Below are 26,374 nucleotides of genomic sequence, written 5' to 3'. Positions count from 1 at the left end.
GCAGGAGACGCCAAGGCGATGAGCGAAGCCCACCCCTTTTTCGATATGCACGAACACGGCTTTGTCCGGGTGGCGACCGCCACGCCGTGCAGCCGCCCTGCCGACGTCGCCTACAACACCGCAGGCGTCCTGGCCGAAGCGCACAAGGCGCATGACGCGAATGTCGATCTGGTGGTATTTCCCGAACTGACGCTGTCGTCCTATGCGATCGACGATCTGCTGCTCCAGCATGCGCTGATCGAGCGGGTCGAGCAGGCTTTGGCGGAGGTCGTCGCAGCCTCCGCTGACTTGCACCCGGTGCTGATCGTGGGCGCACCGCTGAAGCGCGCGGACAAGCTGTACAATTGCGCGGTGGTGATCGCGCATGGCCAGATTCTCGGCGTGGTGCCCAAAAGCTTCCTGCCCAATTACCGCGAGTTCTACGAAAAGCGCCACTTCGCCCACGGGCGCGGGTGCACCGATCTGTGGATCGGGGTCGCGGGCGAGGAAGTGCCGTTCGGCACCGATCTGGTCTTCGCCGCCTCCAACCTGCCGGGCTTCCGCTTTGGCGTGGAAATCTGCGAGGACTTCTGGGCGCCGATCCCGCCGGGGATGACCGCCGCGCTCGCAGGGGCGCTGATCCTGTGCAACCTCTCCGCATCGCCTGTCACCATTGGCCGCGCGGATGATCGCCACCTGCATTGCCGTTCCTCGGCCTCGCGCGCCATCGCCGCTTACGTCTATTCGGCCAGCGGTTACGGCGAGAGCACCACCGACCTCGCGTGGGACGGGCAGGGCGTGATCTACGAAATGAGCAGCTTGCTGGCGCAAAGCGAACGCTTTGACCGCAGCGGCGAACTCACCATCGTCGATATCGACACCGAACGCCTCGCCGCTGAACGTCTGCGCAACCAGACCTTTGCCGATGCGGCAGAGTGGGCCGGGCGGCCGGAAGACAGCTACCGCCGGATCGTGTTCGAACACGCCTATGCCGAGGGTGACATCGGGCTAGTTCGTCCAGTTGCGCGCTTCCCCTTCGTCCCCGACCGGCCGGAAAAGCTCGACGAGGATTGCTACGAGGCCTTCAACATTCAGGTCGATGCGCTGATGCGGCGGATCGAATCCACCGGCGCCAAGAGCCTCGTGATCGGCATTTCGGGCGGGCTGGACAGCACGCACGCGCTGATCGTGGCGGCCAAGGCGTGCGACCGGCTCGGGATGCCGCGCACCGCGATCCGGGGCTACACCATGCCCGGCTTCGGCACCTCGGATGGCACCAAGACCAATGCGCACCGGCTGATGGAGGCGATGGAGATCACTGCGGGCGAGATCGACATCCGCCCCGCAGCGCACAAGATGCTCGAAGATATCGGCCACGCCTTTGCCAACGGCGAGCCGGTGCATGACGTGACCTTCGAGAACGTGCAGGCGGGCCTTCGCACCGACTATCTGTTCCGCCTTGCCGGACAGCACGGCGGCTTCGTGGTCGGCACGGGCGATCTCAGCGAGTTGGCGCTCGGCTGGTGCACCTATGGCGTGGGCGACCACATGAGCCATTATGGCGTCAATGCGGGCGTGCCCAAGACGCTGATCCAGTACCTGATCCGCTGGGTGATCCGCACCGGACAGTTCACCGATGCCTGCGGGCATGTGCTGGAGGATGTGCTCGGCACCGAAATCAGCCCCGAGCTGGTGCCACCCGGCGCGGACGGGGCGATGCAATCGACCGAGAGCATGGTCGGCCCCTACGAGCTCAACGACTTCTTCCTCCACCACGTGATCCGCTTCGGCCAGCGCCCCTCCAAGGTTGCCTTCCTGGCGTGGCATGCGTGGAAAGATGCTGGCAGTGGGCTGTGGCCTGCGGGCTTCCCCAGCGAGGGCAAGAACGCTTACGACCTCGTCACCATCGCCCACTGGATGGACAAGTTCTGCGCGCGGTTCTTCGGTTTCTCGCAGTTCAAGCGGTCTGCGCTGCCGAACGGGCCGAAGGTGTCCTCGGCCGGCGCCTTGAGCCCGCGCGGAGACTGGCGTGCGCCGTCCGATGCGGTGGCAACCGTGTGGCGCGAAGAACTGCGTGACAATCTGCCCGAAGACGTTGTGCGCGAGGTATTCGGCAGCACGTCCCCCTGATGCCGAAAAGCCTGCCACTGTCCGCGCTCGGCATCATGCTGTTCTGCAATGTCGCCTGGGCGCTCAACATCGTGGTCAGCAAGATCGCGGTGAGCACGCTGGGCCTGCCGCCGCTGTTCTACACGGTGCTGCGGTCGGGGACGGTGCTGCTGGTGCTGTTCCCGCTGCTGCTGCGTCAGCGTCCGGCGCGCCTGCCGCTGGTGTTGCTGATCGGCTTTGCGATCACCGGGGGGAGCTTTGGGCTGCAATTCGTGGGGCTTCAGACGGCGAGCCCCTCGGCCGTCGGGATCGTCAACCTGTCAGGCGCGCCGCTGACGGTGCTGTTCGCGATCATCTTTCTGGGCGAGGAAGTGCGCTGGCGGCGCGGGATCGGCATGGCGCTGGCGCTGGGCGGAGTCGGCCTCGCGATCGGCGCGCCGTCCGACGCGGGCGATCCGGTGGGCCTTGGGTTCGCCTTTGCGGGCGTGTTCATCGGGGCCTTTGCCTCGGTCTTCGTCAAGCGGATCGAAATCGGCGCGGTTGCGCTGCAAGCGTGGGCCGGGCTGGCCTCGCTCTGTGTGATGCTGCCTGCGACCCTGCTGCTGGAAACCGGACAGATCGCCGCCGTCGAAGCTGCACCGCTGGCGGTGGCGGGGTGCGTGCTGTTTGCCGGGGTGATTGTTTCGGTCGGCGCGCATTCGGCCTATTTTCGGCTGTTTCAGGCGCATGATGCGAACCTGATCGTGCCTCTGACGCTGCTCACCCCACTGCTGACGATTGCCTTCGGGACATGGCTGACGGGCGATACCATCGGCTGGCCGCTGATCATCGGCGGCGGGATGGCGCTGGTGGGCGTGGCGATCATCGTCATCCGCCCGAGCCGCACGCTGTTCAAACCGCAGCTGGCGCGTCCGAGAGATTAGGGCCGCCGGGGCGAGAATGCGGGTGGGAAGGGGACGGTGCGACCCTCGCAACCGCCCCCACCTCAGAGTTACGCAGCCAGACGCTCAGCCGTCTCGCGGGCGGCAGCAATCTTGGCTTCGCCGTCGATGCCCATGATCCCATCCGCCGCGACCAGCTCGACATCGGTGATGCCGAGGAAGCCGAGGAAGAAGGTCAGCCAGCGGCTCATGAAGTCGATATCGCTCCCCATCGGGGTGCCGCCGCTGGCGATGGCGAGATAGGCCTTCTTGCCGGTCAGCAGGCCTTCGGGGCCGGTGGCGGTGTAGCGGAAGGTGGTGCCGGTGCGGGCGACCAGATCGGCCCAGGCCTTGAGGGTGGCGGGCGGGCCAAAATTGTAGACCGGGCTCGCAATCACGATGGTGTCGGCGGCTTGCAGTTCGGCGATGAGCGTGTCGGCAATGGCGGCGAGCTCGGCCTGCTCGGGCGTGCGGTCAGCCGCCGGGGTGAGGTTGGCGGCAAAGCGCTCGGCGCTCACATAAGGCAGATCATTGGCGGCAAGATCGCGGGTGGTGACGCTGGCGCCGGTCTTGGCGGCCAGACCATCGACGATGCGCTGGCCAAGGCTGCGCGAAACGCTCTCGCTGTCCGAACGGATGCTGGCGGTGATGTAGAGGATGTTGCTCATGGCGGTGTGTCCTTGAATGAAAAGCGGGGGTGGAGCCGGCCGGCAGGGGGGATGGGGGAGACCGGCCGGCTCCGGGGGGGGCTGTTACGCTGCGTCGACCAGCACGACTTCGCTGTCTTCGAGCGCGGTGATCGTGATGCTGTCCAACGCGGTGATCGCGACGCCGTCGCGGGCATTGGCTTCGACATCGTCGATCCGGATCTTGCCGGTGGCGGGCACGAGGTAGAGGTGACGGTCAGCGCTGCGGGGCGTGTAGGTCACGCTTTCGCCCGCCTTGATCGTCGCCCCGAGTACCCGCGCATCGGCACGGATCTTGAGCGCGTCATTGTCATTCGCGACCCCGCTGGCGAGCGGGACGAAAGCGCCGTTGCGGTCGTCCTTGGGGAACTGCCGTGCGCCCCAGCTGGGTTCGCCGCCGCGTTCATCGGGGATGATCCAGATCTGGAACAGCGTGGTTTCCTCGCCTTCGAGGTTGTACTCCGAGTGGCGGACACCGTTGCCAGCGCTCATCACCTGCACGTCGCCCGCTTCGGTGCGGCCTTCGTTGCCCATGCTGTCCCGGTGCGTGATTGCCCCGGTGCGGACATAGGTGATGATCTCCATGTCGCTGTGCGGGTGGGTCGGGAAGCCGGTGCCCGCCGCGATCTTGTCATCGTTCCAGACCCGCAGCGCGCCCCAGTGGACACGGGCCGGATCGTGGTAGTTCGCAAACGAGAAGTGATGGCGCGCATCGAGCCAGCCGTGGTTGGCGGCACCCAGCGTGTTAAAGGGACGAAGTTCGATCATGGCGTTTCTCCTTGGTTCGGAGTGGCCCGCGGATGGGCTCGCTCTGTTGAGGGTGAGATAGGACAAAGATGGCGAACGGATAAGTGCGATAAAACTTGCCAAGATGTTCGGATTATCTGAACATATAGCCATGAAGCTCGGCGAACCCAGTCTCGATCAATTGCGCATCTTCATCGCCGTGGCCGAGCACGGCAGCTTCGGCGGCGCGGCCAAGGCGATGGGGCGGGCGGTCTCGGCAGTGTCTTACGGGATTGCGCAGTTGGAGGCGCAATTGGGTCTCAGCCTCTTCGACCGTGAGGGCTCGCGCCGCCCGGTTCTGACGGCGGCGGGAGAGGGCTTGCTGGCCGAAGCGCGCGGGATTGCCGATGGGGTGGACGCGCTGCTCGCCAAGACCCGCTCCCTTCACGCCGGGCAGGAGCCGTCGCTGACGCTGGTGGTCGACGTGATGGTGCCGAGCGAGATCACTGCCCATGTGCTGGGCGAATTCCGCCGGATGTTCCCGACCTGCGCGCTGACCTTGCGGATCGAGGGGCTGGGCGCGGTCGCGGCCTGCGTGATCGACGGTGGATCGGACCTTGCCATCGGCGGCCCGGTGATCGGCGATCAGCCCGCGCTGGAACGCCGGGCAGTGGGGGCAATCGACCTGATCCCCGTCGCCGCGCCGACCCATCCCCTCGCGCGTCCCGGCGTCGCTCCGGGGGAGAGCCGCCGCCATCTGCAACTCGTGCTGACCGACCGTTCGCCGCTGACCGAGGGGCGCGAGTTCTCGGTGCTCAGCCCGCTGACCTGGCGGCTCGGCGACCTGGGGGCCAAGCATTCGCTGCTGAAAGAGGGGCTGGGCTGGGGCAACATGCCGCGCGCGATGGTGGCGGGCGATCTGGCGAGCGGTGCGCTGGTGGAGCTCGACCTGCCGGAGAAGCCCGGCGCGCATTACGGCCTCAACGCGCTGTGGCGGCGTGACACGCGGCTTGGCCCGGCGGCAAGCTGGCTGGTCGATGCGTTCCGGGAGGGATTGGGGGGTCGATGATCCTCTTTGTCGTCACCCCGTGCTTGACACGGGGCGACGGTGTTTAGCTGTTTCGCCCGAACATCACAGGCGCATCGCCCTCCTGCCAGGGAGCGAATTTGCCCATCACCGCGCCGAACAGCTCGGAGGCCAGCAGACCTTCCAGCCAAGCCTGCAACTGCGGCAGCGGCTGAGCCGCGAACCAGTCCGAATCAATCGCGGCGAACTGGCGGATGAAGGGGAACAGCGCGATGTCGGTGAGAGTGAGGCTTTCCCCACACAGCCACGGCGCGGCTTGCAAACGCAGCTCCAGTGGGGCGAGCAGCGCGAGCGCGGAGGCGCGGTGGGCGGTCACGCCGTCCTCCTCATAGCGCCCGGGATATTTCGCGCGGTCGAGATGATGCTTGAACGGCCCGTCATTCATCGCGATCAGCGCGGCATCATCGCCTGCCAGCCAGTGTTCGGGGTCATTCTGCGCCAACGCCCAGCGCATGATGTCGAGGCTCTGGTCGACCACGGTTCCATCCGGCAGGACCAGCACCGGGACAGTGCCCTTGGGTGAGGCAGCGAAAAGCTCGGGTGGCTTGGCGGCGAGCTTCACTTCGCGCAGCTCCACCACGATGCCCGCAACCCACAGCGCCATCCGCGCCCGCATCGCATAGGGGCAGCGGCGGAAGGAATAGAGCACCGGCAGGTTCATTGCGGCGCGGCGTCGCCTTCGCAGACGGGGCAACTCTCCCCCGCAGGCAGCGGGCGACCGCACGGGCGGCAGCGGGTGTGGTTGCCCTGCGCAAGACCATGGCCGAGGCTCACGCGTTCATCGAAGACGAAGCATTCGCCCCGCCACAGGCTCTGCTGCGCAGGCACCTCTTCAAGATATTTGAGAATGCCGCCCTTGAGGTGGAAAACCTCCTCGATGCCCTCGGCGCGCAGGAAGCTGGTCGATTTCTCGCAGCGGATACCGCCGGTGCAGAACATCGCGACGCGTTTCTTGCCTTCGAGCAATTCTGCGCGGTGCGTGCGGAACCAGGCGGGGAAATCGCGGAACGACGGCGTCGCCGGATCAACCGCGCCTGCAAACGTGCCGATCGCGACCTCGTAATCATTGCGGGTGTCGATCACCAGCGTGTCGGGGTCGGCGATCAGGGCGTTCCAGTCATGCGGATCGACATAGGTGCCCGCGCTCAGCGTGGGGTCGATATCGGGCTCGCCCATGGTGACGATCTCGCGCTTCACCCGGACCTTCAACTTACCGAAGGGCATTTCGGGGGCGTCGGAGAACTTCACATCAAGGTCAGCGCAGCCGGGCAGAGCGCGGATGTGGCCGAGCACTGCCGCCAGCGCCGCAGCCTCGCCCGCGATGGTGCCGTTGATCCCCTCCCGCGCGAGCAGCAGCGTGCCCTTGATGCCCGCCGCCTCACAGGCAGCCAGCAGCGGATCCTTCAGAGCCTCGGGATCATCGAACCGCGTGAACTGGTAGAGCGCGGCGACTGCAATCAAACCCGCATCACCCAGCCATGGGTGTCGGCGATTTGTCCGGTCTGGATGCCGACCAGAGTCTCGCGCAGCTTGGCGGTGGTCTGGCCAATGCCGCCTGCACCGATGGTGAACGCGCCGTCCGGCCCCGCAACGGTGCCGACCGCGGTGACCACGGCAGCGGTGCCGCAGGCCATCACTTCGACGAGATGACCGCTCTGCGCATCCGCGCGCCATTGGTCGATGGAGTAAGGTGCTTCGGACACGGTCAGCCCCTGCTCGGTCAGCAGCGCCATCAGGCTGTTGCGGGTGATGCCGGGGAGGATCGTGCCCGTCAGTGGCGGGGTGATGACCGTTCCGTCGGCAAAGACGAAGAACAGGTTCATGCCGCCCAGCTCCTCGACCCACTTGCGCTCGACTGCGTCAAGGAACAGCACCTGATCATGCCCCTTGGCGAAGGCCTGCCCGGTCGGCACGAGGCTGGCGGCATAGTTGCCGCCGCACTTGGCCGCGCCCGTCCCGCCGGGGGCGGCGCGGGTGTAGTCGGAAATCCAGATGCTCACCGCCTTGGCGCCGGACTTGAAGTAGTTGCCGGCAGGCGAAGCGATGACGATGAACTTGTACTTCTTCGCCGGACGCACGCCCAGGAACGCCTCGGTCGCGATCATGAAGGGCCGCAGGTAGAGCGATCCGCCCTCGACCGCCGGATACCAGTTGCCGTCAACCTCCAGCAGCGCCTTGATCGCGCCGAGGAACAGCTCTTGGGGCAGGGCGGGCATGGCGAGCCGCTCGGCCGAGGCATTGAAGCGCGCGGCGTTGGCCTCGGGCCGGAACAGGCCGAGCGCGCCATCGGGGTGGCGATAGGCCTTCAGCCCTTCGAAGATTTCCTGCGCATAATGCAGCACGCTCGCCGCCGGATCGAGCGGGATCGGCTCGCGCGGGCCGAGCACCGGGGTCTGCCACCCACCCAGCGCTTCGTCGTAATCGATCACCACCATGTGATCGGTGAACACCGTCCCGAAACCGGGATCGGCGATCAGCTGCGTGCGGGTGGCATCAGGCGTGGGCGAGGGGTGAGGAAGGCGCGTCAGTTGCATGGGATGCGCGTAATACTGTGGGGCACGAAGGGCAAGCGGGAGAGAGTGGGGGAGATAGTCCCTCCCCGTCCTGCAAGGATGGGGAGGTGGCAGCCCGCAGGGCTGACGGAGGGGTAGGGCGGCAATGGCAGACCCCTCCGTCACCGCTACGCGGTGCCACCTCCCCATTCGCGGGGCGAACGGGGAGGGACTTTTACCACGCCATCGACAGGGCGGTGAAACGGTCGCATCGCGACCGCAAGGCTCGAAACGCACCGAGGATGAAGGCGCGGACGCGCTTTCGAAACCACAAAAATGAAAAGGGCGCTTCCAGCCCGTCGGTGGAAACGCCCTTTCATGGTCAGCGGCCGGAAGTGCCGCTCACGTAGCCTTACTCTGGCAGAGGATTACCGAGTATGCTCCGTAGGGATCTTCACCGACCTCGCTACTGAACCATGAGACATCGGATCACCTCCTTTCACGCTTGTGAGCCAGACCCCAACGTTTCACCGGGGGCCGAGAGCCGCGTTCGCCGCTGGCCTCGGGAGCAATGTGATTCATGGGGCGCGAAAGGACAAGACTTGAATAATTCTTTTCCGCCGTCATACTTGCTCCTCGCCGCGTAATACCGTGGCCAAGCGCGCCTGAGGGAAACCTCGGGCGTTTTTCGTTTGAGATCCAGACTGTGGACAGGCTGGGGGCAAGCCTGTGGATATTAATGTATAGAATCGGGGAAGGCGGCGGAAGTCGGTCGCAACGCGACCGCAAGGCCGACCGGCCGCCCGCAGGCGCTCCGTAGCGCAGCGAAGGAAACGCGCCGAGGACGAACCCGCGGAGGCGGGTTCGCCAAACAAAAGATCACCTGCAATCCTCGATCACGCGGCTGACCTCGGCGTAGCTGGGGAGATAGAGCGGCGCGAGGCCTTCAACCTCAACAGCAAAGCGCCCCTTGGACAGGGCCATTGCATCAAGCAGCGGGTCGTTCGGGTCGAGCCTCAGCACCACCCCCGGCAATTGCTCCGCCACCGGCTCGGCGATCCCTGACCGACTGGCGGTTTCGGTCAGAATGCGCATCGACAGGGGGCGGTCGGCGCGGCCCAAGCGCAGCAGCGTGACCTGGCGGCTTTGCGCGTTGCACGAAAGCGAGAGGCCTGTGTCGAGCCCGGCAGGCCCGCGGAAGATCGCCTGCGAGCCGAAGGGGAAGGCCGCGAAAGACCAATTGCCTGCCGTGGCCGGGATGTCCATCCAATTGGTCTCGGCGGAGGTGGGGGTGGTCATGGTCGGGGCCTGCACCGGGGCCGGGCGCAAGGGTGCCGGTCGCGATGGCGCCGCCCCTTGTGCGGGCGGGGCCTTGGTGGCGGGCACGCAGGCCGCAAGGGCAAGGATCGAGACGAGGGCAGGCAGAGCAGCTTTCATGCCTGCACTTTGCGCGCTAGAGCCTCTGCTTGTCCATGCCTGAAACCCCGTCTCGCCCCGCCAAGCCTGCAAAGCGCCGTGTCGATCAGCTGCTGGTCGAGCGCGGGCTCGCCGAAAGCCGCGCGCGCGCTCAGGCGCTGGTGATGGCCGGACTGGTGTTCATTGGCGACAACAAGGTCGACAAGCCCGGTCAACAAGTGGCCGACGACATTGCGATGACCGTGCGCGGACGTGACCATCCCTGGGTCAGTCGCGGCGGGATCAAGCTGGCCCATGCGATCGAACAGTTCGGGCTCGATCCGGCGGGGGCAACCGCGATGGACATTGGCTCATCCACCGGCGGCTTCACCGATGTGTTGCTGACCCACGGCGCGGAGCATGTCTTCGCGGTCGACAGCGGCACCAATCAGTTGGCGTGGCGGCTGCGCGAAGACAGCCGCGTCACCGTGCTCGAACAGACCAGCGCGCGCATCCTGACGGCCGCGCTGATCGACCGCCCGTGCAACTGGGTGGTGTGCGATGCGAGCTTCATCAGCCTTGCCAAGGTGCTCGACGTTCCGCTCAAGCTGGCGGCGACGCCGTGCCAGCTCGTCGCGCTCATCAAGCCGCAGTTCGAAGTCGGGCGCGAGGAAGTGGGCAAGGGCGGTGTGGTGCGCGATTCCGCAGTCCACGCGCGCGTCTGCGACGAGGTGCGCGGCTGGATCGAAGGGCTGGGCTGGGAGGTTCAGGGAATTGTGGTAAGTCCGATCACCGGGCCGCAGGGCAATGTCGAATTTCTGATCGCCGCCCGGCGCACCGCATAAGGGGGGACTATCTGATGAAGAACAAGGGTCTGATGATCGCCGCGCTGGTGGCGGTCGCACTGGGCGTGGCCGTGGCGCTCGGAGCTCTGGGCTAAGCCAAGCCTAAGGCTGCCGCCCAAAAGAAAAGACCGGCAGCAACCCGAAGGTTGCTACCGGCCTGTTTCTTGTCCGTGCTCCCGACACGAAGTCGGGACCGGCAAGCCGTTAAGGCTTACTCAGCAGCCGGGGTCTCGGCAGCGGCCGGGGTTTCGGCAGCCATCGCGTCAGCAGCCGGGGTTTCGGCAGCCATCGGGGTTTCGGCAGCCATCGGCTCTTCAGCAACGGCGGTGGTGTCAGCTTCGGTCGCAGCTTCTTCAGCCGGCTTCGAGCAAGCGGCGGTGGCGAGGGCGAGAACGGCGACGAGCGCAAAGGTCTTCTTCATGGTGTATTCCCCTATGGACCCAAGCGGGCCAGTAATGAGCAAAGCGCGTTATTCTGATCTTCCTGCCGCCAACGCACTTTCGAATCACGGCAGGAATAAGGCAGCCTCTAGCAGGAAGATTCGCAGACCCCAAAGCGTTTCGTGACCTCTTGCCCAATTTTTACCACATTTTTGTCTTTCCCCTCGGGCGCGCCGTGGCCGAATGGTTCATTGCGGGGCGATTTTGCGGCAATAAGTTGGCGTTGCAGCAGGGCTCTGGTATCGCCGCGCTTCCGCGTGCGGACCCTGGAGAAACCATGAACGTCCTTGCTTCCCCTGCTCAATTGCGTGCCAGTTTCATCCGCTGGGCGCTGTTCATGGTGCCGCTGATCCTGCTGATCGGCTTTACCGCCGGGCAGCTGGGTGGGCCGAACACGCCGTGGTTCGCCGGGTTGAAGAAGCCCGCGATCTATCCGCCGCCCGTCACCTTCGGGATCGTGTGGACCGCGCTGTTCATCATGATCGGCGTGGCGCTGGCGATGGTCGCGAGCGCGTGGGGCGCGCATGGCCGTGGGATCGCGCTGATCGCCTTCGGGGTGCATTTCATCATTTCGCAAAGCTGGACCGCGGTGTTTTTCGGGAAGCAGGACATGATGGCCGGGCTGATGGTGCTGGGCCTCAGTGTTGCGAGTCTGCTGTTCGCGCTCGCGCTGGTGTGGCGGGTGCGGCGCCCGGCGGCGCTGCTGCTGCTGCCCTATCTGGCATGGCTGTGCTTTGCGACGGCGCTCAACTACCAGTTCATCGCCGCCAACCCCGACGGCGGCGCGCCAAGCGCCGACGGCGCGGCCACGCGGGTGCAATTGTAGATCTGGGGTCTGCGCGCGGCTGGGTTCGGACGCCGTGGCGCGTCCGCAAGCCCGACGGGCCTCAAGTAGCGAAGCGGTAGGCCAACAAGAACGCCGTGAGAGCGAGGATAGGCTTGCACTTCAGGGCAAGCCTCCCCAAAAAGCATATATGCAAAGCCAGAACCCGATCATCGCCGACCTCGTCAAACTCGCCAACAGCGCCGCCGGAACCATGGCGGGCATGAGCCGCGAAGCCCGCGAAAGCGCACGCGAGCGCCTGCGCGAAGCCTTCGGCGGGATCGATTTCGTCAGCCGCGAGGAATTTGAAACGGTCAAGGCGATGGCCCAGAAGGCCCGCGAACAGGCCGATGCGCTCGAAGCACGCCTTGCGGCGCTGGAAGCCAAGCCGAAGTAACAGCCCTTTCCGTCGCCCCTGCGCAGGCAGGGGTCCATCCATGCTGGCGGACATTCGCCAAGGGCCGTATCACGGTGCGATGGGTGGCTGGGTTTACATCATGACAAACGCACCGCACGGGACGCTCTATATCGGCGTCACGGCGGATCTGGCTGCCCGGGTCTTCGCGCACCGCGAGGGTCATGGCTCGACCTTTTGCCGCAAATACGGCTTGAATCGGCTGGTTTACGCCGAGCGCCACGAGTCGATCACCGATGCCATCGCTCGCGAGAAAGCCATGAAGAAGTGGAAGCGGGAGTGGAAGCTCAAGCTGATCCGCAAGGACAATCCGCACTGGCTCGATCTGTTCGAGACCATCAATGCCTAGTCAGAATCATCGAGCCCGGATGGACCCCTGCCTGCGCAGGGGTGACGGTATTGCGGCATGAACCTGCGCGCGCCTGCCATTCTGCTTGCCTCGCGCCATCAAGGCGAGACCGGGGCGATTGCGCGGCTGCTTACCGCCGACCACGGCCTGATCGCCGCCTATGTCGCCGGCGGACGCGGGCGGCAGATGCGCGCGGTGATGGTGCCGGGTAATCGGGTTTCGGTTGAACTCACCACCCGTTCCGCCAACCAGCTGCCCTTCGCGCGGCTGGAGCTGGAACACTCCCGCGCCGCCTTGATGACCGAGCCGCTGCCAGCCGCTGCGATCCAGTGGGTCTGCGGGCTCTCGGCGACCGCCTTGCCCGAACGTCAGGCCTATCCCGACCTCTATGACGCGCTCGACGCGCTGCTGGGCGCGATTGCGGTGGCCCCTTCGGCGCGTGGGTGGGTGAGTGGGCTGATCGCTTACGAAACGATGTTGCTGCGCGAATTGGGCTATGGCGGCGGAGCGCTGCCCGATGCGCCCGATTGGCCCGCGCAAGCCGCTTTGTTGGGGATACTCGAACGCCAACTCTCGCACTACCTGCTTGCAGGCCACAAGGGCGATGTTATGGGCGCGCGCAGGCTGCTGACCGAGCGGTTGGCGCGCATGGGGTGAGAGACGTTACCATGAAAATCGCAGTCCTGCCCGGCGACGGGATTGGCCCGGAAGTCACGGCAGAGGCCGTGGCGGTGCTCGAGACGCTCGGCTTGCCGGGGTTGACGCTGTTCACCGGCGATGTCGGCGGCGCGGCCTATCATCGCCACGGGCACCCGCTGCCCGAAGAGACGCTGGTGATGGCGCGCGCGGCGAATGCGATCCTGTTCGGCGCGGTGGGCGATCCGACCTGCGACGCGCTGGAACGTCACCTGCGCCCGGAGCAGGCGATCCTCGGCCTGCGCAAGCATCTCGGCCTGTTCGCCAACCTGCGCCCGGCGCGGGTGTTTGCGGGGCTGGAGCACCTCTCGCCGCTGCGGGCTGACATTGCGGCAGGGCTCGACATGCTGATCGTGCGCGAGCTGACGGGTGACGTCTATTTCGGTGCCAAGGGCCAGCGCACCAATGATGCGGGCGAGCGTGAGGGCTGGGACGCGATGTCCTATGCCGACAGCGAAGTGCGCCGCATCGCCCATGTCGCTTTCCGCGCGGCGGCAAGTTCGGGCCTGCCGCTGACCAGCGTCGACAAGGCGAACGTGCTCGAAACCAGCCAATTGTGGCGCGATGTGGTGGTGGAAGTGGCGGGGGAATATCCCGGTGTCACGCTCGATCACATGTATGTCGACAATGCCGCGATGCAGGTGGTGAGCCACCCGGAACGCTTCGGCGTGGTGCTGACCGGCAATCTGTTCGGCGATATCCTCTCCGATCTGGCGAGCGCCGCCGTCGGTTCCATCGGCCTGCTGCCGAGCGCCTCGCTGGGCGAGCGCGAGACCGATCACGGCACCTTCGGTCTCTATGAACCGATCCACGGCAGCGCGCCGGATATTGCCGGGCAGGGCAAGGCCAATCCGATGGCGACGATCCTGTCGGCGGCGATGATGCTGCGCCATTCCTTCGGGCTTGAAGCCGAGGCGGTGCGGATCGAGGCCGCCGTGGCCGCAGCTCTGGCGGACGGCATCCTCGGCGGCGATCTCGGCGGCAGCCACGGCACAGCGGCGATCGGTGCCGCGGTGCGCGACAGGCTTTGACGCAGGCTGCGTCGGCCGAGTTATGGTTTATAAAGAATTATGGTCCACTAGAAGGCTATGGAAAACGCCTTCTTCGTGCCCAACGCAGACATTGATTTTGCGCCCGCGGAAAGCTGGGCAGAGCCTTTGCCCATGACGCTCGACCTCGCGATCATTCTGCCGACCCTCAACGAGCGCGGCAATCTCGCCCCGCTGGTCGAGCGGATCGATCGTGCGATCGGACCGGCGGCGGTGTGGGAAGTGATCATCGTCGATGATGACAGCAAGGATGGCACGGCAGATGAAGCGCGCGCGCTGGCGCTGACCGATCCCCGTGTGCGGGTGATCCAGCGCATCGGGCGGCGGGGCCTTGCCAGTGCGGCCATCGAAGGCTTCTGCGCGACCGCCGCGCCTTACGTGGCGGTGATGGACGCCGACCACCAGCACGATCCGGCGCTGCTCCCCGGAATGCTCGCCGCGCTCAAATCTGGTGAGGCGGAAATCTGCGTCGCCAGCCGCTTTGCCGAAGGCGCCAGCACCGCCGAATGGGCCGCGCCCGAGCGTGAGAAGCTGTCGACCTATGCCAATGCCTTGGCGCGCAAGATCACCGGCGTGGAACTGACCGATCCGATGAGCGGCTATTTCATGCTCCCCGCCGGGACCGCGCGCACGTTGGTGCCGCGCCTGTCGGGCATCGGGTTCAAGATCCTGCTCGACTTGCTGGCGACGGCGGATGCGCCGATGACCGTCAAGGAATTCCCCCTCAATTTCGCGGCCCGCCGCGAAGGAGAAAGCAAGCTGGACCGCGCCATTCTGTTCGATTTCCTCGCCGGCCTGTATGACAAGACGCTCGGCAAGGTGATCCCGACCCGCTTTGCCCTGTTCGGCACCGTCGGTGCGTTCGGCGTGCTGGTGCACTTCGTGGTGCTGAGCGTGCTCTTGTTTGCGCTGGGTGAGCGGTTCGCGATTGCCCAGACCGCAGCGGTGCTGGTGGCGATGAGCTTCAACTTCTGGCTCAACAACTGGCTGACCTATCGCGACAAGCGGCTGGTCGGCGCAATGGCGCTGCTGCGCGGCTGGCTGGGCTTCATCGCCACCTGCGCCATCGGGGCCTTTGCCAACGTGGCGATCGCGACCTTCATGGAAGGCAGCGGCATCCACTGGGTGCTCGCCGCGCTGGCGGGGATCGTGGTGGGGTCAGTGTGGAACTACGCCCTGTCGAGCCGCTTCGTGTGGGGTAGGTTTTAGGCTTACCTCGTCATTGCGAGCCGAAGGCGAAGCAATCCATGGCCTAACCGATCAATTCGAAGAACAAGTCTCGCCATTCAGCATTGGCCGCCTCTATCAGCGCAATTTTCTTCGCCCGCGACCCGCCCTTGATCTGCTTCTCCTGTGCAATCGCGTGCTCCATCGTCGAATGCAGTTCGAACCAGACAAGGCGTTTGCAGCGGAGCTTTTGGGTAAAGCCTGAGATAACACCTTCGCGATGCTGCCATGCGCGCTTTGGCAGGTCCGACGTGACACCGGTATAGATCGTCCCGCCCTTGTGGTTTGCCATAATGCAAACGGCGGGTTGGAAATACCGGTTCCGGTCCATGGATTGCTTCGCTTCGCTCGCAATGACGAAGGAAAATTAGCAGGTTACGCCCCCAGCGGCCACCATCACCGCCACCCGTTCAGCCACATCCACGTGACATAGCCATCTGCGCGCGCCAGCGGCAGGGCGGCGATGATGGGGAAGAACCACGCGAACACCGCCGCCGATGCCGCCGGGATACCCCATGCCAGCCACCGGCCGCGCGGCAGGCGGCGCAGGTCGCTGCATGTGAGCGCCAGCGCCGCGAGCAGGAAGAAGCTCGGGACGAAGTAGTGGTAATAGAACTGCACCGGCTTGGGCGCGACGATCCAGAAGCCGAGGCTGACACCATAGCCGATCACCGCGCCCAGCCGCGCCCAATCCCTGCGCCACGCGCCCGCCGCCAGACACCACAGCAGCGCGGGCAGCCCCAGCCACATCGTCAGCGGATTGCCGATCAGCAGCACCCCGCGCTGCGCGCCGTCGATCGGCTCGTAGAGATACCAGATCCCGCGCAGGTTCAGCACCCATTGCGGCCAGGTGCTCATATAGCGGTGCGGGGTCATCAACTGGCTTTGCAGCGCGAAGATGTCGCGATGGAAGCCGATCAACCCCTTCTCGGCCAGCGGCGAGGGGTGGAGATTTTCGGCCAGCCAATAACCCGGCAGGAAGGTCGCCGCATACACCACCAGCGGCACGATCCCGAGCCACGCGAAGGCCTCGACCAGCGTCACCCCCGGCACCGGCGCGCCCCTGCGGCTGAGGAGCAGGCGGCGGCGTCCAGCAAGCGCGCGGGCGGCGAAGAATGTCAGCCCCGGCACCATGGCGAGCGGGATCGCGTTCCACTTGGCCCCGAGAGCGCAGCCAATGGCGATCCCGGTGAGCGCGAGCCGGCGCCGCCCGGTCTCCGGCTGCGCGCAGGCACCGGCGAACTGCCACGCCGCCACACACAGGCCTGCGACCATCACCATGTCCAGCATCGCGATCCGCGCGTGGATGAAAAGGTGGAAGCCCGTCGCCAGCAGCACCGCGAAGGCGAGCGTCGCAAAACGGTCTGCGCTCGCGTGCCACAGCGTCCGCACCGCCGCGAAATAGGCCAGCACGCCGCACAGCCACGGCATGATCCGCCAGCCCAGCGGGTTGTCCCCGAACACGCCCATGCCGAGAGCGATCAGCTCTTTGGCCAGCAGCGGATGCTCGCGGTTGGGATAGCCGCCCTGGCCTTGCGTCACCAGCGACAGGATCTCGCGCGCGGCGGGGAGGTAGTGAACCTCGTCGAAATAGGGGATCGAGGGGATCGCCAGCCGCCACCCGGTCAGCACAGCGAACAGCCCGGTCAGCGCTGCAACCCAGGCCCGCGGATCACGCGGGCGCAGGGGCGAATGGGCTTGCTGGGTGGGGGACGTTTGCGCCTCGGCCATGTCGGAGCTGGCGCTTAGGGAGCGCCAGCCCCTTGGGCAAGGTGGATTATGCGGCGCGTGTGGCCGATTGCCCCTCCAGCCAGAACAGGCGCGAACACATCGCCAGCAATCCGATGCTGGCGGTGGCCAGAATGAACACCGTCCACAGGATCAGGTTCATCCCCTGTGCCTTGGCGCGCGGGAGGATCAGGAAATAGGCGATGCTGAGCGAGAAGAGCAGGTCCCACCACACCTGCACGCCCCACAGATTGCTGGTGTGATTGAGCACCACCGGGAACACGCCTTCGGTGACGATGGTGACGGCGCTGAAGGCCGCAAAGCCTGCCGAGAGCGCGCCCGCCAGCAGCGCATTGCCTGGCGCATGGGGGCGCAGCACCATGCTGAGCACGGCGGCCACGGTGAACACCAGCCCGCCCCCGGCGAGCGCAAGAAAGGGGGTGAGTTCGGTGGGCATAAGCGCGATCCTCCAGATATGTAGCGACTGCTACGTTCGCTTGTAGCAAGCCTCTCCCGCCGCTACAAGTGCCTGATGGCCGATCCTCCAAAGAAGCCGCCGATGACCAAGGACAGCCTGTTGCCGCTGCTGACCGCGCATGTGCTGGCGCATGGGCTGGGCGGGGCGAGCCTCAGGCCGCTGGCCAAGGCGGCGGGCACGTCCGACCGGATGCTGATCTACCATTTCGGTACCAAGGAAGCGCTGATCGTCGACCTGCTCGGCCATATCGCCAAGGTCTATGCCGCCGCGCTCGATGCCGCGATGGGGGGCGAGCCCGCTGCGACCCGCGCCGATGTGGTCGCCCGGATTCTCGCGCATGGCGATGCGCCCGCGATGCAGCCTTTCATGCGGCTGTGGTGGGAGATTGTCGCCGGGGCCGCCCGCGATCTGCCCGGATATCAGCTGGCGGCACAGGCGATGATGCGCGAGTTGCTCGGCTGGCTGGAAGGGCAGATGCCCGCAGGCGATCCCGATCCCCGAGGCGGCGCGCGCTATCTGATGACCGTGATCGAAGGGACAGCAATGCTCACCGCTGTCGGCCACGGCGATACCGCGCAGCAAGGCCTGCTTGCGGGCGGGCTTTTGCCGTCCTAGAGGCCAAGCCCATGAAGAAGACCACCGGCATGGACCGCGCCGCCACGGCAAACTGGCGCCCCGCAACCCGCGCACTGCGCGGCGGCACTTGGCGCTCCGAGCATGGGGAGACCAGCGAGGCGCTGTTCCTCACCTCGGGCTATACATATGACGACGCCCAGACCGTCGCCGACCGGTTCGCCGGCACCGCGCAGGGCATGACCTATTCGCGGCTCCAGAACCCGACCGTGGCGATGCTCGAAGAACGCATCGCGCTGATGGAAGGGGCCGAGGCCTGCCGTACCCAGGCGACCGGGATGGCGGCGATGACGGCGGCCTTGCTGTGCCAGCTGGCGACCGGCGATCACGTGGTCGCCGCGCGCGCCGCGTTCGGCTCGTGCCGCTGGCTGTGCGACCAATTGCTGCCGAAGTTCGGGATCGAAGTCAGCATCATCGACAGCGCCGATAACGCCGTGTGGGAGGCCGCGATCCGGCCCAACACCAAGGTGTTTTTCTTCGAGACCCCCGCCAACCCGACGCTCGATATCGTCGATCTCGCGTACGTCTGCGGCCTCGCCCGCGCGCACGGCATCACCACTGTGGTCGACAATGCCTTCGCTTCGCCGGTGTTGCAGCGCCCGATGGAATATGGCGCGGATGTGGTCGCTTATTCCGCCACCAAGCTGATGGACGGGCAGGGCCGCGTGCTGGCAGGCGCGATCTGTTCGAGCAAGCAGTGGATCGACGAGGTGCTGATGCCGTTCCAGCGCAACACCGGGCCGACCCTCAGCGCCTTCAACGCCTGGGTGGTGCTTAAGGGGCTGGAGACGCTCCCGCTGCGCGCCTTCAAGCAATCCGAACAGGCCGTGGCGCTGGGCGAGTTCCTTGAACCGCGCGTCACCAAGGCGGGCGGGCACCTGCTCCACCCCGGCCTGCCGAGCCACCCGCAGCACAATCTGGCGATGGCCCAGATGGACGCGACCGGCCCGATCTTCGCACTGGACGTCGGCACTCGCGCGCGCGCCTTCGCGGTGCTCGATGCGCTGAAGCTGGTCGATATCTCGAACAATATCGGCGATGCCCGCAGCCTGATGTGCCACCCGGCCTCCAGCACCCACGCCAACATGGGCGACGAAGCCCGCGCGGCGATGGGCGTAACCGAGGGGCTCTTGCGCATCAACGTCGGTCTGGAAGACATCGCCGATCTGGTCGAGGATATGGATCAGGCGCTCGCCGCGGCGGGGATGTAGAAAAGTTTGGTTCTCCTGCGAGAAACCCCTTCATTTCGTCGACAACAAGGAACCTGACCAATGGCCAACCGCGTTGAACTCGTGTTCGATTTTGTCAGCCCCAACGCCTACCTCGTCTGGTGGCCGCTGCGCGAGCTCGTCAACCGTTACGAGGCCGAGCTGGATGTGATCCCGGTGTTCCTCGGCGGGATGCACAAGCTCACCGGCAATGCCCCGCCCATGATCCGCGATGCCGAGGTGAAGGGGAAAAACGAATACGCGATGCTGGAGATGCAGCGCTTCATCACGAAGCACGGCCTCGGCAAGTATCGTCTTCACCCGCAGTTCCCGTTCAATTCGATCACGCTCCAGCGGATGCTGTTCGCCGCCGATCAGGACGGGCGCGGGGTGCAGTTCGTGGAAGGCCTGCTCCGCCCGATCTGGGAGGACGGCCTCGACATCACCTCACCCGAAGCGATCGGCGCGGCGCTGACGGCGGCAGGCTTTGACGCTGCCGAACTGTTCGCCCGTGCGCAGACCGACGTGGTCAAGCAAGGCCTTGTCGCCAACACCGACGCGGTGGTCGCGCGCGGCGCCTTCGGCATCCCTACAATGTTCGTTGGCGCAAAAGGAGAGGGCGAGATGTTCTTCGGCAAGGAACGCCTCGGCCAGATTGAGGAGTTGCTGGCGAAGGGGTGAGGCGGGCGCTGAGGCAGCTTTTGGGCGCGGGCGAAGTCGGGGCGGGAAGGCAAGGCCGACCAGCCTAAACTGCAAGGCTCCGATAGCACGCAGGCGGCTGCACCCGGCTACTTCTTCCGCGCTAAGGGCACCGTTTTGCTAGGGGTCTGACGACGCGGTCATCATGCCTGCCAATGCCTCGGCCTAATCCTGCTTCAGCGCATCAAAACCGATGTCCCAATCGGCCCGGGCATTGGTGATGAAGCCGGTGAGGCGCGCGGGCTTGCGGGTGCCGGTCGGCCGCCGTTGCATGACCAAAATCGCCGGATCGGCCTCTTCTGGTGACAGTCGTAGCGCCAGCACCAGCGTGTCGCCGATCACGCGCGCCCTGTCGGTGCCGTTGGCGCCGATCCATTCGCACGGCGCCTCGAGCGGATCGGGGCAGATCGCCCGGCGTGCGTCCCAGCTGACCGTCGCCGTGGCTTCGCCGCGATCATGGATCACCTGCATCCCGATAAGGTCCGCCCCGGCGAGCGTGCGGATGCGCGGATCGATGCGGGTCAGCGCATAATTCCCCTGCCAATCGCCCGGCGGGATCGCGCCGTCATTTTCCTGCGCAGAAGCGTTCGGAATCACACAGACCATCGCGGCGGCCGCGAGTATTGTCATGCGGCGCATCGACTGGACCGCCGCATTGGTCGGCGATTTCCCGATCATGACGATGTCCAGCGCCCTGCCGCTTCGCTTTTTGCGACGGCGGCGAACGCAAGATTCGGAACCTGTGCTCCGGCTAAGCCGAACGGCATCATGCCATGCTCGTCCCGTTCAGCCTGCGGTGCGCGAATGCACGAGGTTGAGCGATGCCTTGCCCGCATCGTCGACGACGATCATCACCATCAGGGATTTGGACTTGTCCTCGCTTTCGCCCAACATCTGGACCATCTGCGGCGACTGCGTTTCCATGCCGATTTTCAAACCATTGCGCGCCATTGAGGCGCGGTAAAAAGCGATCAGATCAGCGGGGGACTGGGATGTCTCGAACGTGACCGAGCCCCCCGTCTTGCCGTCCTGATTGACGGCCATGTTGTGGATCGCATTGGTGTCCGAAGGCACTTCAGCAAAGTCGGGCAGATCGGACACGGAGACGCCGGCCCCCGTCACGCCGCCGATGACCGCTTTGGCGGCTGAGGCACCGACATCAGCTTCGGCGCTGCCGCTGGCGTCATTCCCTGCGCTCTCGCCGCCGCATGCGGCCAAGAGGAGCGTGGCCCCGGCCAAAGCCGCAAGACGCTGCGTGATGTAACGATGGGTCATTTCTCAAATCCTTGATGACAGTGATGAAAGTGGCAGGCGCGTAGTTCAGAAGGGCAGATTGCCGCCGATCACATCGCGCACGCCTTCGCGCACCTTGTCGGCCGCAGCGCGCTCGGCCTCCTCTGCGGCTTCCCGCGCGAGCCGATCGGCCACGGTTTCGCTGGTGGACTTCCGCTTCCTGCTCTTCTTGTCGCTGGCGGGCCCCGTTGCCGCTTGCGTGGGAGCGGCGGCTGGCACTTCGCCGGTCAAGGTTCCATTCCAGCTGGCGAAGTAGGCATCTTCAGGCGCCTCGTCACAGGTGCTGTGAAGGCCGGTGAAGCTCTTGCGGTCGGGCGAAATGGTCAGGGTGAAACGGCCGAAGATCCGCTCGCTCCCGCGCGCCGGGTCACATTCACGCTGCACGGCCGTGCGACCTTGCGCTTCGTACCAGTAGCCGGTGAAGACATTGCCGTTGAGGGTGCCTTCAAGCCGCCCTTCCGTGATCGTGCCACCGCCCGATTGATAGATGCTGTCAAAGAAGGCTTCGTCCTGTGTGACGGTGTAGGTGCCGGTCATCTGCGGGCCGAAGGGGGAGAGGGTGAGGGTTGGCCGCGCACCTGATTCCACTGCGGTGGCGTAAACGCTGTTCATCTGCACGGGCGCGGCCGGAGCGCCTGCGGGCATCGCATTGCCAGCAGCCGCAGCGCCTTGCCGTGGCGCCGCCGCTGCCGCCGAAACCACCGGCGCGCGGCACAGCACTTCGGACAGATTCCCGCTGGGGGTGACCTGATAGGCCGCCGCCGCGCTGTAGGAACGGGTGCGGCAGAAGGCGGCTGCGGCCGCTTGCTGGCACTGGGTCAGGGCGGCCCCTTTGGCGTTGGTGGCGCACGCACGCACGGATTCGTTGTTGACCAGCGGCGCGCAGAAAAACCCGGATGTCGGCCCGCGCCCGTCGGCACAGTTGGTCGCCACCGGCATTGCTGTCGGAGCGGCCGAGCGTTGCTGCGCCTGCCCGCTCACGGGGATCATCAGGGCGCTGACTGCCAGAGCGGCAAACATGGCATCGGTGTGGATCGGCATCAATTTTTCCTTCCTGAAGTCAGCGCACCGCGCCGTCAGAATGCAGAACACGGATGGGAGAAAATTGCGGACAGGCGATCGTGGTCGCGTGGATCGAACATTCGCTTCCCCCTGAAGACGAGCCCGGTCGCGGGCCTTCCTCCTGGCAGAACAGCAAAGCTCCCCCAAAGCGGACACGCGGCGCAAAAAAAGTTGCGTTACAGCCTCATGGCCGCTTACCAAGTTGCCGGGGGAAAGGTGTATTGGCGCCTTTCCGAGTGATTGGGCGTAGTGCTGATGAACCAGAATTGGCCCCGGCTATCGGCGCTGATCGATGAAGCCATGGAGCTGCCGCTGGCCGAGCAGCGCGCCTTTGTCGCGGCGCAAACCGATGGCGATCCGGATTTTCAGGCCGCCGCCTTTCATTTCATCGACAGTCTCCATTCCGGCCTCACCGGCTTCATGCGCACAGGGGCGATGGGAGCGGATCAGGCGCAGCGTCCTCCGCCCCTGAATGAAGGCCAACGCATCGGTGTCTGGGCGATTACGGGCCTGATTGGCGAAGGGGGCATGGGCCGGGTCTATGCCGTCGACCGGGTCGAGGGCGGCTTCACGCAGGCCGGTGCGCTCAAGCTCAACGATGCTCTGCCCGGCACAGACCTGATGGTGATGACGCAGGAACGTCAGGTCCTTGCCGACCTTGATCACCCCTCGATTGCGCGCATCCTGGATGGGGGCACTCTGCCCGACGGGTCAAGCTGGATGGTGATGGAGCGGATCGACGGTCCGACCATTGATCGCTGGTGCGCTGACCATCAGCTCGGTCTGGCAGACAGGGTGCGGCTGGTGCTCGCCGCCGCTGACGGGTTGGCGCAGGCCCATGCGCGGCTGGTGCTGCACCGCGATCTCAAGCCATCGAACATTCTGGTCGATCCGATGGGCCAGCCGCGCCTGATCGATTTCGGGATCGCCCGGCGGATCGGCAGCCATGATGCCGCCGCGCCGGAGCGCCTGTCGCTGGCCTATGCGGCGCCGGAATTGGTCGAAGGCCTGTCGGTCGGCCCGGCGACCGATGTTTATGGCTTGGCGCAGGTGCTGCACGAATTGATGACCGGGCAGCCCGCCGCCCGGCGGAGCGGCCTGCCTGCCGGCATTGCGCTGGCCGTGGAGGGCGAAACGGCATCTGCGGCCAATCGGCCTGCCCTGCTGCCTGAGGTCGCGCGGCGCGCGCCATCCGCTTTGTTGGACGACGTCAGCGCGGTGCTGGCATGTGCGCTGAGCAGCGATCCGGCGGCGCGCTATCCCACCATGGACGCCTTTGCCGGCGACCTGCGCCGGGCGCTGGCCGGCCACGCCGTCGAAGCGCGGAGGCACGAGCCGGGCTACCGCTTTCGCCGCTGGCTCACGCGCTTCAAATGGCCGGTGGCGGGCGCGGCGGCGATTGCGCTCAGCCTCACAGGCGGGCTCGGCGCGGCGCTCTGGCAGGCGCGCGAGGCGAGAGCCGCCCGCGATGCTGCGGTGGTCGAGGCTGACCGGACCGAGGCGGTGCGCCAGTCGCTGTTTCTGGTGCTGGGCGAATCGACCGAGGCGGCGGGGCCTGATGGATCGCGCAAGGACGTGCTCGACCGCGCATCCGAACGCCTGACGCGCGAGTTTGCCCGCGATCCGGCGCATTATGCCCCGGTCCTCAAGGCGCTTGGCGAGCTGTATTTTCATTCGAACGACTATCCGGGCGCCATCAGCCTGCTGAAGCCGGTCGCCTCCTTGCCACTTGGCAATCCGGCCGCGCAGTCCGGCAAGGTACCACCGGAAGTGATCGCCGAGGCCAAGGTCGATCTCGCGCAGGTCTATCTGCGCACGGGTGAGCCGGAACAGGCGCGCGCGATGCTCGCCGCCGCGCAGGCCTTTTGGGCCAGCGATCCGGCCCGGTGGCAGAGCGATATGATCGAAAGCCGCTTGGCCGAGGCGCAGATCGTGCGCGATCTCGACAAGGACCCGCCCCGCGCCGCAGCGATCCTGCGCCGCGCGCTGGCGGACCGTATCGCGATGTCAGGCCCGGCTAACCGCGATGTGGCAATCTTCCAGAACAATCTCGGCAATGTCCTGTCGACCATGGGGCAGCATGACGAAGCGGCCGCATCCTTCCGGCAGGCTCAGGCCACCTGGGCCGCAATCGGCGCGGGCGAAACGCCCGATGCGATGAACACGCTCAACAATCTGGCGGCAAGCGAGGTTCTGGCTGGTCGTCCGAAGGCCGCAGTGCCGCAATTTGCGGAAGCCGTGCGGCTGCGGCGTGCGCTGTTCGGCCCCTCGGCCGCCTTGGCGGCGCTGATCAACAACCACGCCAAGGCCCTGCTGCTGACAGGGGATGCCGCCCAGGCCTTGCCGCTGGCGCGCGAGGCGACAGCAATGGCGCGCGAATTCGCTGGCGAGGGATCGATGCTCCATGCCGCATCGGCCGCAGGGCTAAGTGAGGCCTTGCTAGGAACCGGACAGCAAGGGGACGCCCTGGCAACCGCGCGCTCGGGCCATCTGGCCGCACTGCAAACCTCAGGCGCGGGCTCGCCACCCGAAATCGTGGCGCTGATCGCGCTTGCAAGGGCGAATGCCGCCAAGGGCAACAAGGGTGCCGCGCGTGATCAATTGGCGAGCGCGGAAAAGGGTGTGACGGCGATGGGGCCGGCAGGGGCGCGGCTCGGTGAGGCTATCCGCGATATTCGCAAGCGTTACGGTGTTTGAACCCGGGCCCCGCTCCGGACTTCAATCGGCTCCCGGCAGGTCGCCATCCTCCAGCAAGGTGCGCAGCAAGGCGCGCGCCTTGACCCAGTCGCGCCGCACGGTGCGATCGGTCATGCCGAGCAAGCGTCCCGTCTCCTGATTATCGTAGCCGCCGAAAAACCGACATTCGACCACTGCCGCCAGTCGCGCATCCAGGCTCTCCAACTTGCCCAAGGCATCGTCGAGCGCGATCAAATCGGCATCGCTTTGCCAGAACACCGGCACGTCATCGTCTAGCGGCAGCACCACCGCACCGCCCCCACGCCGCTGGGCGACACGGCCCCGCGCGTGATTGACCAGCACCTGCCGCATCGCGCGCGCCGCCGTGCGCAGGAAATGCTGTTCGTCGGCAAAGCGCGGCGAGCGGCGGAGTTTCAGGAAGACTTCGGAAATAAGCGCGGTCGAGCGGAGGGTTTCGGGGCTGCCGAACCGCGATGACAGTGCGCCTGCGATCATGCGCAACTGCGGATAGAGCGCCTCGACGAGAACGCGGACATCGTCTGCGGTGTCATCGCCGTCAGCCATGCCCGCGCCTTCCTTCCCGTTTGAACCGCATCGAACGCCAGGCGATGGGTATGGCCGTGCGCGGGCATAATCAAATGCAAAGTCCGCCGGTTCCTCAAGCCCGCCATGTCCGCTTTCGCGGTCGTAGCGTGTTTTGCTTGCCGGGGAGCGCGGAATGGCAACGCCGCTCCGGGTTCTATCGTCACGGGAAGGAATGATCATGACCATCAGCAGGCGCAGACTTATCGCCGGTACCGCGTTTCTGGCCGCTGGCCTTGCGACGAGCAGCGTCAGCTTTGCCGCGCAGGCCGGGTCGATCACAATCGAGATCGACAATCCCGAGGCGCTCGAAGGCCTGACAGGACGCAAACTGCGCAGCGCGATCATGCGCGGAATGCGGTTCAGGTCGGAACTGGGCATGACGGTCGAGGCGCAATTCCTCGCCGCCCGGATCGATGATGGCGCGGTGACCGATCTGTTCGCCTCGCGCGGGTTCAAGTTGGGTGCAGGCGAAGTCGCCTTTCCGGGCGATATGTTTTTCCCGGGCGACATGTTCTTCCCCGGAAATATGTTCTTCCCTGGTGACATGTTCTTTCCGGGCGACATGTTCAAACCTGCGGTCAAAGTGCCCGCCAGCGCCCGCGACGGCGCCACGCGCGCGCTGATGATGGACCTCGCCAAATCCACGCTGGGGGAAGGCGGTGCGCCGAACGGCCTCGTGTTCTTCGTACTGGTCGCCGATGCGGCCACCACCAGTGCAGGGCTCGGCGTGCCCACACGCCCGGCAGGCTAATC

The 26,374-nt window shown here is 65.9% G+C and carries 29 protein-coding genes; 15 read left to right on the top strand and 14 right to left on the bottom strand.

The genetic code is table 11. From position 1 onward, the window contains the following. Positions 1-18 precede the first annotated feature (18 nt). Positions 19-2,109, top strand: coding sequence for an NAD(+) synthase (locus GVM20_RS07930; protein ID WP_166546666.1), 2,091 nt, complete (start codon positions 19-21; stop codon positions 2,107-2,109). Then, entirely contained in the window at positions 2,109-3,011 is a 903-nt protein-coding gene (locus GVM20_RS07925; protein ID WP_166546665.1) for a DMT family transporter, read from the top strand. The genes GVM20_RS07930 and GVM20_RS07925 overlap by 1 nt, the downstream gene beginning before the upstream one ends. A gap of 68 nt (positions 3,012-3,079) precedes the next feature. Here the strand turns inward: GVM20_RS07925 and GVM20_RS07920 are convergent, their stop codons facing one another. Together GVM20_RS07920 and GVM20_RS07915 are read right to left on the bottom strand one after the other, a co-directional pair. Further along, on the bottom strand, positions 3,080-3,676 hold the full coding sequence (locus GVM20_RS07920) for an FMN-dependent NADH-azoreductase (RefSeq protein WP_166546664.1): 597 nt from the start codon (positions 3,674-3,676) through the stop codon (positions 3,080-3,082). Positions 3,677-3,760: 84 nt separating this feature from the next. Then, complete coding sequence (locus GVM20_RS07915; RefSeq protein WP_166546663.1) at positions 3,761-4,462, bottom strand: pirin family protein; 702 nt, start codon at positions 4,460-4,462, stop codon at positions 3,761-3,763. Positions 4,463-4,592: 130 nt separating this feature from the next. Between GVM20_RS07915 and GVM20_RS07910 the strand changes: the two genes are divergently transcribed. Then, positions 4,593-5,489 carry a LysR family transcriptional regulator gene (locus tag GVM20_RS07910; protein WP_166546662.1) on the top strand — a complete coding sequence of 299 codons (897 nt, stop codon included), beginning with the start codon at positions 4,593-4,595 and terminating at the stop codon, positions 5,487-5,489. A gap of 43 nt (positions 5,490-5,532) precedes the next feature. Here the strand turns inward: GVM20_RS07910 and GVM20_RS07905 are convergent, their stop codons facing one another. The 4 genes from GVM20_RS07905 to GVM20_RS07890 all read right to left on the bottom strand — a co-directional run bounded on the left by GVM20_RS07905 (position 5,533) and on the right by GVM20_RS07890 (position 9,436). After that, positions 5,533-6,168, bottom strand: coding sequence for a glutathione S-transferase N-terminal domain-containing protein (locus GVM20_RS07905; protein ID WP_166546661.1), 636 nt, complete (start codon positions 6,166-6,168; stop codon positions 5,533-5,535). Continuing rightward, positions 6,165-6,968: an oxygen-dependent tRNA uridine(34) hydroxylase TrhO gene (gene trhO, locus GVM20_RS07900; RefSeq protein ID WP_234031911.1), complete on the bottom strand. Its 804-nt coding sequence runs from the start codon at positions 6,966-6,968 to the stop codon at positions 6,165-6,167. Before trhO ends, GVM20_RS07905 begins: the two co-directional genes overlap by 4 nt. Further along, a complete protein-coding gene (locus GVM20_RS07895; RefSeq protein ID WP_166546660.1) occupies positions 6,965-8,041 on the bottom strand; it encodes a branched-chain amino acid aminotransferase in 1,077 nt (358 codons plus the stop codon). Before GVM20_RS07895 ends, trhO begins: the two co-directional genes overlap by 4 nt. Positions 8,042-8,878: 837 nt before the next feature. Continuing rightward, the gene (locus GVM20_RS07890) at positions 8,879-9,436 is read right to left on the bottom strand and encodes a hypothetical protein (RefSeq protein WP_166546659.1); all 558 of its coding nucleotides are present in this window, start codon (positions 9,434-9,436) and stop codon (positions 8,879-8,881) included. A 35-nt stretch (positions 9,437-9,471) separates the two neighbouring features. Here GVM20_RS07890 and GVM20_RS07885 point away from each other — a divergent pair, with 35 nt between their 5' ends. Beyond that, positions 9,472-10,239, top strand: a complete 768-nt coding sequence (locus GVM20_RS07885; RefSeq protein ID WP_166546658.1) for a TlyA family RNA methyltransferase — start codon at positions 9,472-9,474, stop codon at positions 10,237-10,239. A 211-nt stretch (positions 10,240-10,450) separates the two neighbouring features. On the opposite strand, the gene GVM20_RS07880 is transcribed toward GVM20_RS07885, so the two are convergent. Beyond that, positions 10,451-10,660 carry a hypothetical protein gene (locus GVM20_RS07880; RefSeq protein WP_166546657.1) on the bottom strand — a complete coding sequence of 70 codons (210 nt, stop codon included), beginning with the start codon at positions 10,658-10,660 and terminating at the stop codon, positions 10,451-10,453. Positions 10,661-10,956: 296 nt separating this feature from the next. Between GVM20_RS07880 and GVM20_RS07875 the strand changes: the two genes are divergently transcribed. The 6 genes from GVM20_RS07875 (at position 10,957) to GVM20_RS07850 (ending at position 15,220) form a co-directional block, all read left to right on the top strand. After that, positions 10,957-11,505, top strand: coding sequence for a TspO/MBR family protein (locus tag GVM20_RS07875; RefSeq protein WP_166546656.1), 549 nt, complete (start codon positions 10,957-10,959; stop codon positions 11,503-11,505). Positions 11,506-11,653: 148 nt separating this feature from the next. Next, positions 11,654-11,899 (top strand): accessory factor UbiK family protein, encoded by a 246-nt coding sequence (locus GVM20_RS07870; RefSeq protein WP_166546655.1) that lies wholly within the window; start codon positions 11,654-11,656, stop codon positions 11,897-11,899. A 40-nt stretch (positions 11,900-11,939) separates the two neighbouring features. Continuing rightward, a complete protein-coding gene (locus tag GVM20_RS07865) occupies positions 11,940-12,266 on the top strand; it encodes a GIY-YIG nuclease family protein (RefSeq protein WP_234031910.1) in 327 nt (108 codons plus the stop codon). A gap of 57 nt (positions 12,267-12,323) precedes the next feature. Further along, positions 12,324-12,923, top strand: a complete 600-nt coding sequence (recO, locus tag GVM20_RS07860; protein ID WP_166546654.1) for a DNA repair protein RecO — start codon at positions 12,324-12,326, stop codon at positions 12,921-12,923. A gap of 11 nt (positions 12,924-12,934) precedes the next feature. Then, positions 12,935-13,993, top strand: a complete 1,059-nt coding sequence (gene leuB / locus GVM20_RS07855; RefSeq protein ID WP_166546653.1) for a 3-isopropylmalate dehydrogenase — start codon at positions 12,935-12,937, stop codon at positions 13,991-13,993. Positions 13,994-14,125: 132 nt separating this feature from the next. Then, positions 14,126-15,220 carry a glycosyltransferase gene (locus GVM20_RS07850; protein WP_166546652.1) on the top strand — a complete coding sequence of 365 codons (1,095 nt, stop codon included), beginning with the start codon at positions 14,126-14,128 and terminating at the stop codon, positions 15,218-15,220. Positions 15,221-15,263: 43 nt separating this feature from the next. On the opposite strand, the gene GVM20_RS07845 is transcribed toward GVM20_RS07850, so the two are convergent. From GVM20_RS07845 to GVM20_RS07835, 3 genes are all read right to left on the bottom strand, one after another. After that, on the bottom strand, positions 15,264-15,530 hold the full coding sequence (locus tag GVM20_RS07845; RefSeq protein WP_234031909.1) for a GIY-YIG nuclease family protein: 267 nt from the start codon (positions 15,528-15,530) through the stop codon (positions 15,264-15,266). A gap of 104 nt (positions 15,531-15,634) precedes the next feature. Next, the gene (locus tag GVM20_RS07840) at positions 15,635-16,969 is read right to left on the bottom strand and encodes a phospholipid carrier-dependent glycosyltransferase (RefSeq protein ID WP_166546650.1); all 1,335 of its coding nucleotides are present in this window, start codon (positions 16,967-16,969) and stop codon (positions 15,635-15,637) included. A 46-nt stretch (positions 16,970-17,015) separates the two neighbouring features. Continuing rightward, positions 17,016-17,423, bottom strand: a complete 408-nt coding sequence (locus GVM20_RS07835) for a hypothetical protein (RefSeq protein WP_166546649.1) — start codon at positions 17,421-17,423, stop codon at positions 17,016-17,018. Between the two features lie 75 nt (positions 17,424-17,498). Between GVM20_RS07835 and GVM20_RS07830 the strand changes: the two genes are divergently transcribed. The 3 genes from GVM20_RS07830 to GVM20_RS07820 are packed head-to-tail and all read left to right on the top strand — an operon-like array spanning position 17,499 to position 19,966. Continuing rightward, positions 17,499-18,059, top strand: a complete 561-nt coding sequence (locus GVM20_RS07830) for a TetR/AcrR family transcriptional regulator (protein ID WP_234031908.1) — start codon at positions 17,499-17,501, stop codon at positions 18,057-18,059. An 11-nt stretch (positions 18,060-18,070) separates the two neighbouring features. Further along, positions 18,071-19,288 carry a trans-sulfuration enzyme family protein gene (locus GVM20_RS07825; protein WP_166546648.1) on the top strand — a complete coding sequence of 406 codons (1,218 nt, stop codon included), beginning with the start codon at positions 18,071-18,073 and terminating at the stop codon, positions 19,286-19,288. 60 nt (positions 19,289-19,348) lie between these two features. Then, positions 19,349-19,966: a 2-hydroxychromene-2-carboxylate isomerase gene (locus tag GVM20_RS07820; protein WP_166546647.1), complete on the top strand. Its 618-nt coding sequence runs from the start codon at positions 19,349-19,351 to the stop codon at positions 19,964-19,966. Between the two features lie 183 nt (positions 19,967-20,149). Here GVM20_RS07820 and GVM20_RS07815 read toward each other — a convergent pair whose 3' ends face one another. The 3 genes from GVM20_RS07815 to GVM20_RS07805 form a co-directional block, all read right to left on the bottom strand. Next, positions 20,150-20,662, bottom strand: a complete 513-nt coding sequence (locus GVM20_RS07815; RefSeq protein ID WP_166546646.1) for a hypothetical protein — start codon at positions 20,660-20,662, stop codon at positions 20,150-20,152. Between the two features lie 108 nt (positions 20,663-20,770). Next, a complete protein-coding gene (locus tag GVM20_RS07810) occupies positions 20,771-21,259 on the bottom strand; it encodes a hypothetical protein (protein ID WP_166546645.1) in 489 nt (162 codons plus the stop codon). Between the two features lie 45 nt (positions 21,260-21,304). Next, positions 21,305-22,318, bottom strand: a complete 1,014-nt coding sequence (locus tag GVM20_RS07805; protein WP_166546644.1) for a hypothetical protein — start codon at positions 22,316-22,318, stop codon at positions 21,305-21,307. Between the two features lie 276 nt (positions 22,319-22,594). Between GVM20_RS07805 and GVM20_RS07800 the strand changes: the two genes are divergently transcribed. After that, the gene (locus tag GVM20_RS07800; RefSeq protein ID WP_166546643.1) at positions 22,595-25,036 is read left to right on the top strand and encodes a serine/threonine-protein kinase; all 2,442 of its coding nucleotides are present in this window, start codon (positions 22,595-22,597) and stop codon (positions 25,034-25,036) included. 21 nt (positions 25,037-25,057) lie between these two features. Here the strand turns inward: GVM20_RS07800 and GVM20_RS07795 are convergent, their stop codons facing one another. Beyond that, positions 25,058-25,600 carry an ECF-type sigma factor gene (locus GVM20_RS07795; protein ID WP_166546642.1) on the bottom strand — a complete coding sequence of 181 codons (543 nt, stop codon included), beginning with the start codon at positions 25,598-25,600 and terminating at the stop codon, positions 25,058-25,060. A gap of 199 nt (positions 25,601-25,799) precedes the next feature. On the opposite strand from GVM20_RS07795, the gene GVM20_RS07790 reads away from it, so the two are divergent. Next, on the top strand, positions 25,800-26,372 hold the full coding sequence (locus GVM20_RS07790; RefSeq protein ID WP_166546641.1) for a hypothetical protein: 573 nt from the start codon (positions 25,800-25,802) through the stop codon (positions 26,370-26,372). Positions 26,373-26,374: the final 2 nt, after the last annotated feature.

It is taken from the genome of Porphyrobacter sp. SLTP, from assembly GCF_009905735.1.
In the GTDB taxonomy this organism is placed as follows: Bacteria; Pseudomonadota; Alphaproteobacteria; order Sphingomonadales; family Sphingomonadaceae; genus Erythrobacter.
This window is presented reverse-complemented; position numbering and strand designations above follow the sequence as displayed.

Bases quoted from the DNA above. Each gene is read 5' to 3' on its own strand.
- GVM20_RS07835 (WP_166546649.1), bottom strand. From the start codon at position 17,423: ATGCCCACCGAACTCACCCCCTTTCTTGCGCTCGCCGGGGGCGGGCTG.
- GVM20_RS07885 (WP_166546658.1), top strand. From the start codon at position 9,472: ATGCCTGAAACCCCGTCTCGCCCCGCCAAGCCTGCAAAGCGCCGTGTC.
- leuB (WP_166546653.1), top strand. From the start codon at position 12,935: ATGAAAATCGCAGTCCTGCCCGGCGACGGGATTGGCCCGGAAGTCACG.
- GVM20_RS07850 (WP_166546652.1), top strand. From the start codon at position 14,126: ATGACGCTCGACCTCGCGATCATTCTGCCGACCCTCAACGAGCGCGGC.
- GVM20_RS07920 (WP_166546664.1), bottom strand. From the start codon at position 3,676: ATGAGCAACATCCTCTACATCACCGCCAGCATCCGTTCGGACAGCGAG.
- GVM20_RS07875 (WP_166546656.1), top strand. From the start codon at position 10,957: ATGAACGTCCTTGCTTCCCCTGCTCAATTGCGTGCCAGTTTCATCCGC.
- GVM20_RS07820 (WP_166546647.1), top strand. From the start codon at position 19,349: ATGGCCAACCGCGTTGAACTCGTGTTCGATTTTGTCAGCCCCAACGCC.
- recO (WP_166546654.1), top strand. From the start codon at position 12,324: ATGAACCTGCGCGCGCCTGCCATTCTGCTTGCCTCGCGCCATCAAGGC.
- GVM20_RS07830 (WP_234031908.1), top strand. From the start codon at position 17,499: ATGGCCGATCCTCCAAAGAAGCCGCCGATGACCAAGGACAGCCTGTTG.
- GVM20_RS07800 (WP_166546643.1), top strand. From the start codon at position 22,595: ATGAACCAGAATTGGCCCCGGCTATCGGCGCTGATCGATGAAGCCATG.
- GVM20_RS07930 (WP_166546666.1), top strand. From the start codon at position 19: ATGAGCGAAGCCCACCCCTTTTTCGATATGCACGAACACGGCTTTGTC.
- GVM20_RS07840 (WP_166546650.1), bottom strand. From the start codon at position 16,969: ATGGCCGAGGCGCAAACGTCCCCCACCCAGCAAGCCCATTCGCCCCTG.
- GVM20_RS07870 (WP_166546655.1), top strand. From the start codon at position 11,654: ATGCAAAGCCAGAACCCGATCATCGCCGACCTCGTCAAACTCGCCAAC.
- GVM20_RS07880 (WP_166546657.1), bottom strand. From the start codon at position 10,660: ATGAAGAAGACCTTTGCGCTCGTCGCCGTTCTCGCCCTCGCCACCGCC.
- GVM20_RS07895 (WP_166546660.1), bottom strand. From the start codon at position 8,041: ATGCAACTGACGCGCCTTCCTCACCCCTCGCCCACGCCTGATGCCACC.
- GVM20_RS07865 (WP_234031910.1), top strand. From the start codon at position 11,940: ATGCTGGCGGACATTCGCCAAGGGCCGTATCACGGTGCGATGGGTGGC.
- GVM20_RS07790 (WP_166546641.1), top strand. From the start codon at position 25,800: ATGACCATCAGCAGGCGCAGACTTATCGCCGGTACCGCGTTTCTGGCC.
- GVM20_RS07825 (WP_166546648.1), top strand. From the start codon at position 18,071: ATGAAGAAGACCACCGGCATGGACCGCGCCGCCACGGCAAACTGGCGC.
- GVM20_RS07910 (WP_166546662.1), top strand. From the start codon at position 4,593: ATGAAGCTCGGCGAACCCAGTCTCGATCAATTGCGCATCTTCATCGCC.
- GVM20_RS07805 (WP_166546644.1), bottom strand. From the start codon at position 22,318: ATGCCGATCCACACCGATGCCATGTTTGCCGCTCTGGCAGTCAGCGCC.
- GVM20_RS07810 (WP_166546645.1), bottom strand. From the start codon at position 21,259: ATGACCCATCGTTACATCACGCAGCGTCTTGCGGCTTTGGCCGGGGCC.
- GVM20_RS07890 (WP_166546659.1), bottom strand. From the start codon at position 9,436: ATGAAAGCTGCTCTGCCTGCCCTCGTCTCGATCCTTGCCCTTGCGGCC.
- GVM20_RS07815 (WP_166546646.1), bottom strand. From the start codon at position 20,662: ATGATCGGGAAATCGCCGACCAATGCGGCGGTCCAGTCGATGCGCCGC.
- GVM20_RS07905 (WP_166546661.1), bottom strand. From the start codon at position 6,168: ATGAACCTGCCGGTGCTCTATTCCTTCCGCCGCTGCCCCTATGCGATG.
- GVM20_RS07925 (WP_166546665.1), top strand. From the start codon at position 2,109: ATGCCGAAAAGCCTGCCACTGTCCGCGCTCGGCATCATGCTGTTCTGC.
- GVM20_RS07915 (WP_166546663.1), bottom strand. From the start codon at position 4,462: ATGATCGAACTTCGTCCCTTTAACACGCTGGGTGCCGCCAACCACGGC.
- GVM20_RS07795 (WP_166546642.1), bottom strand. From the start codon at position 25,600: ATGGCTGACGGCGATGACACCGCAGACGATGTCCGCGTTCTCGTCGAG.
- GVM20_RS07845 (WP_234031909.1), bottom strand. From the start codon at position 15,530: ATGGCAAACCACAAGGGCGGGACGATCTATACCGGTGTCACGTCGGAC.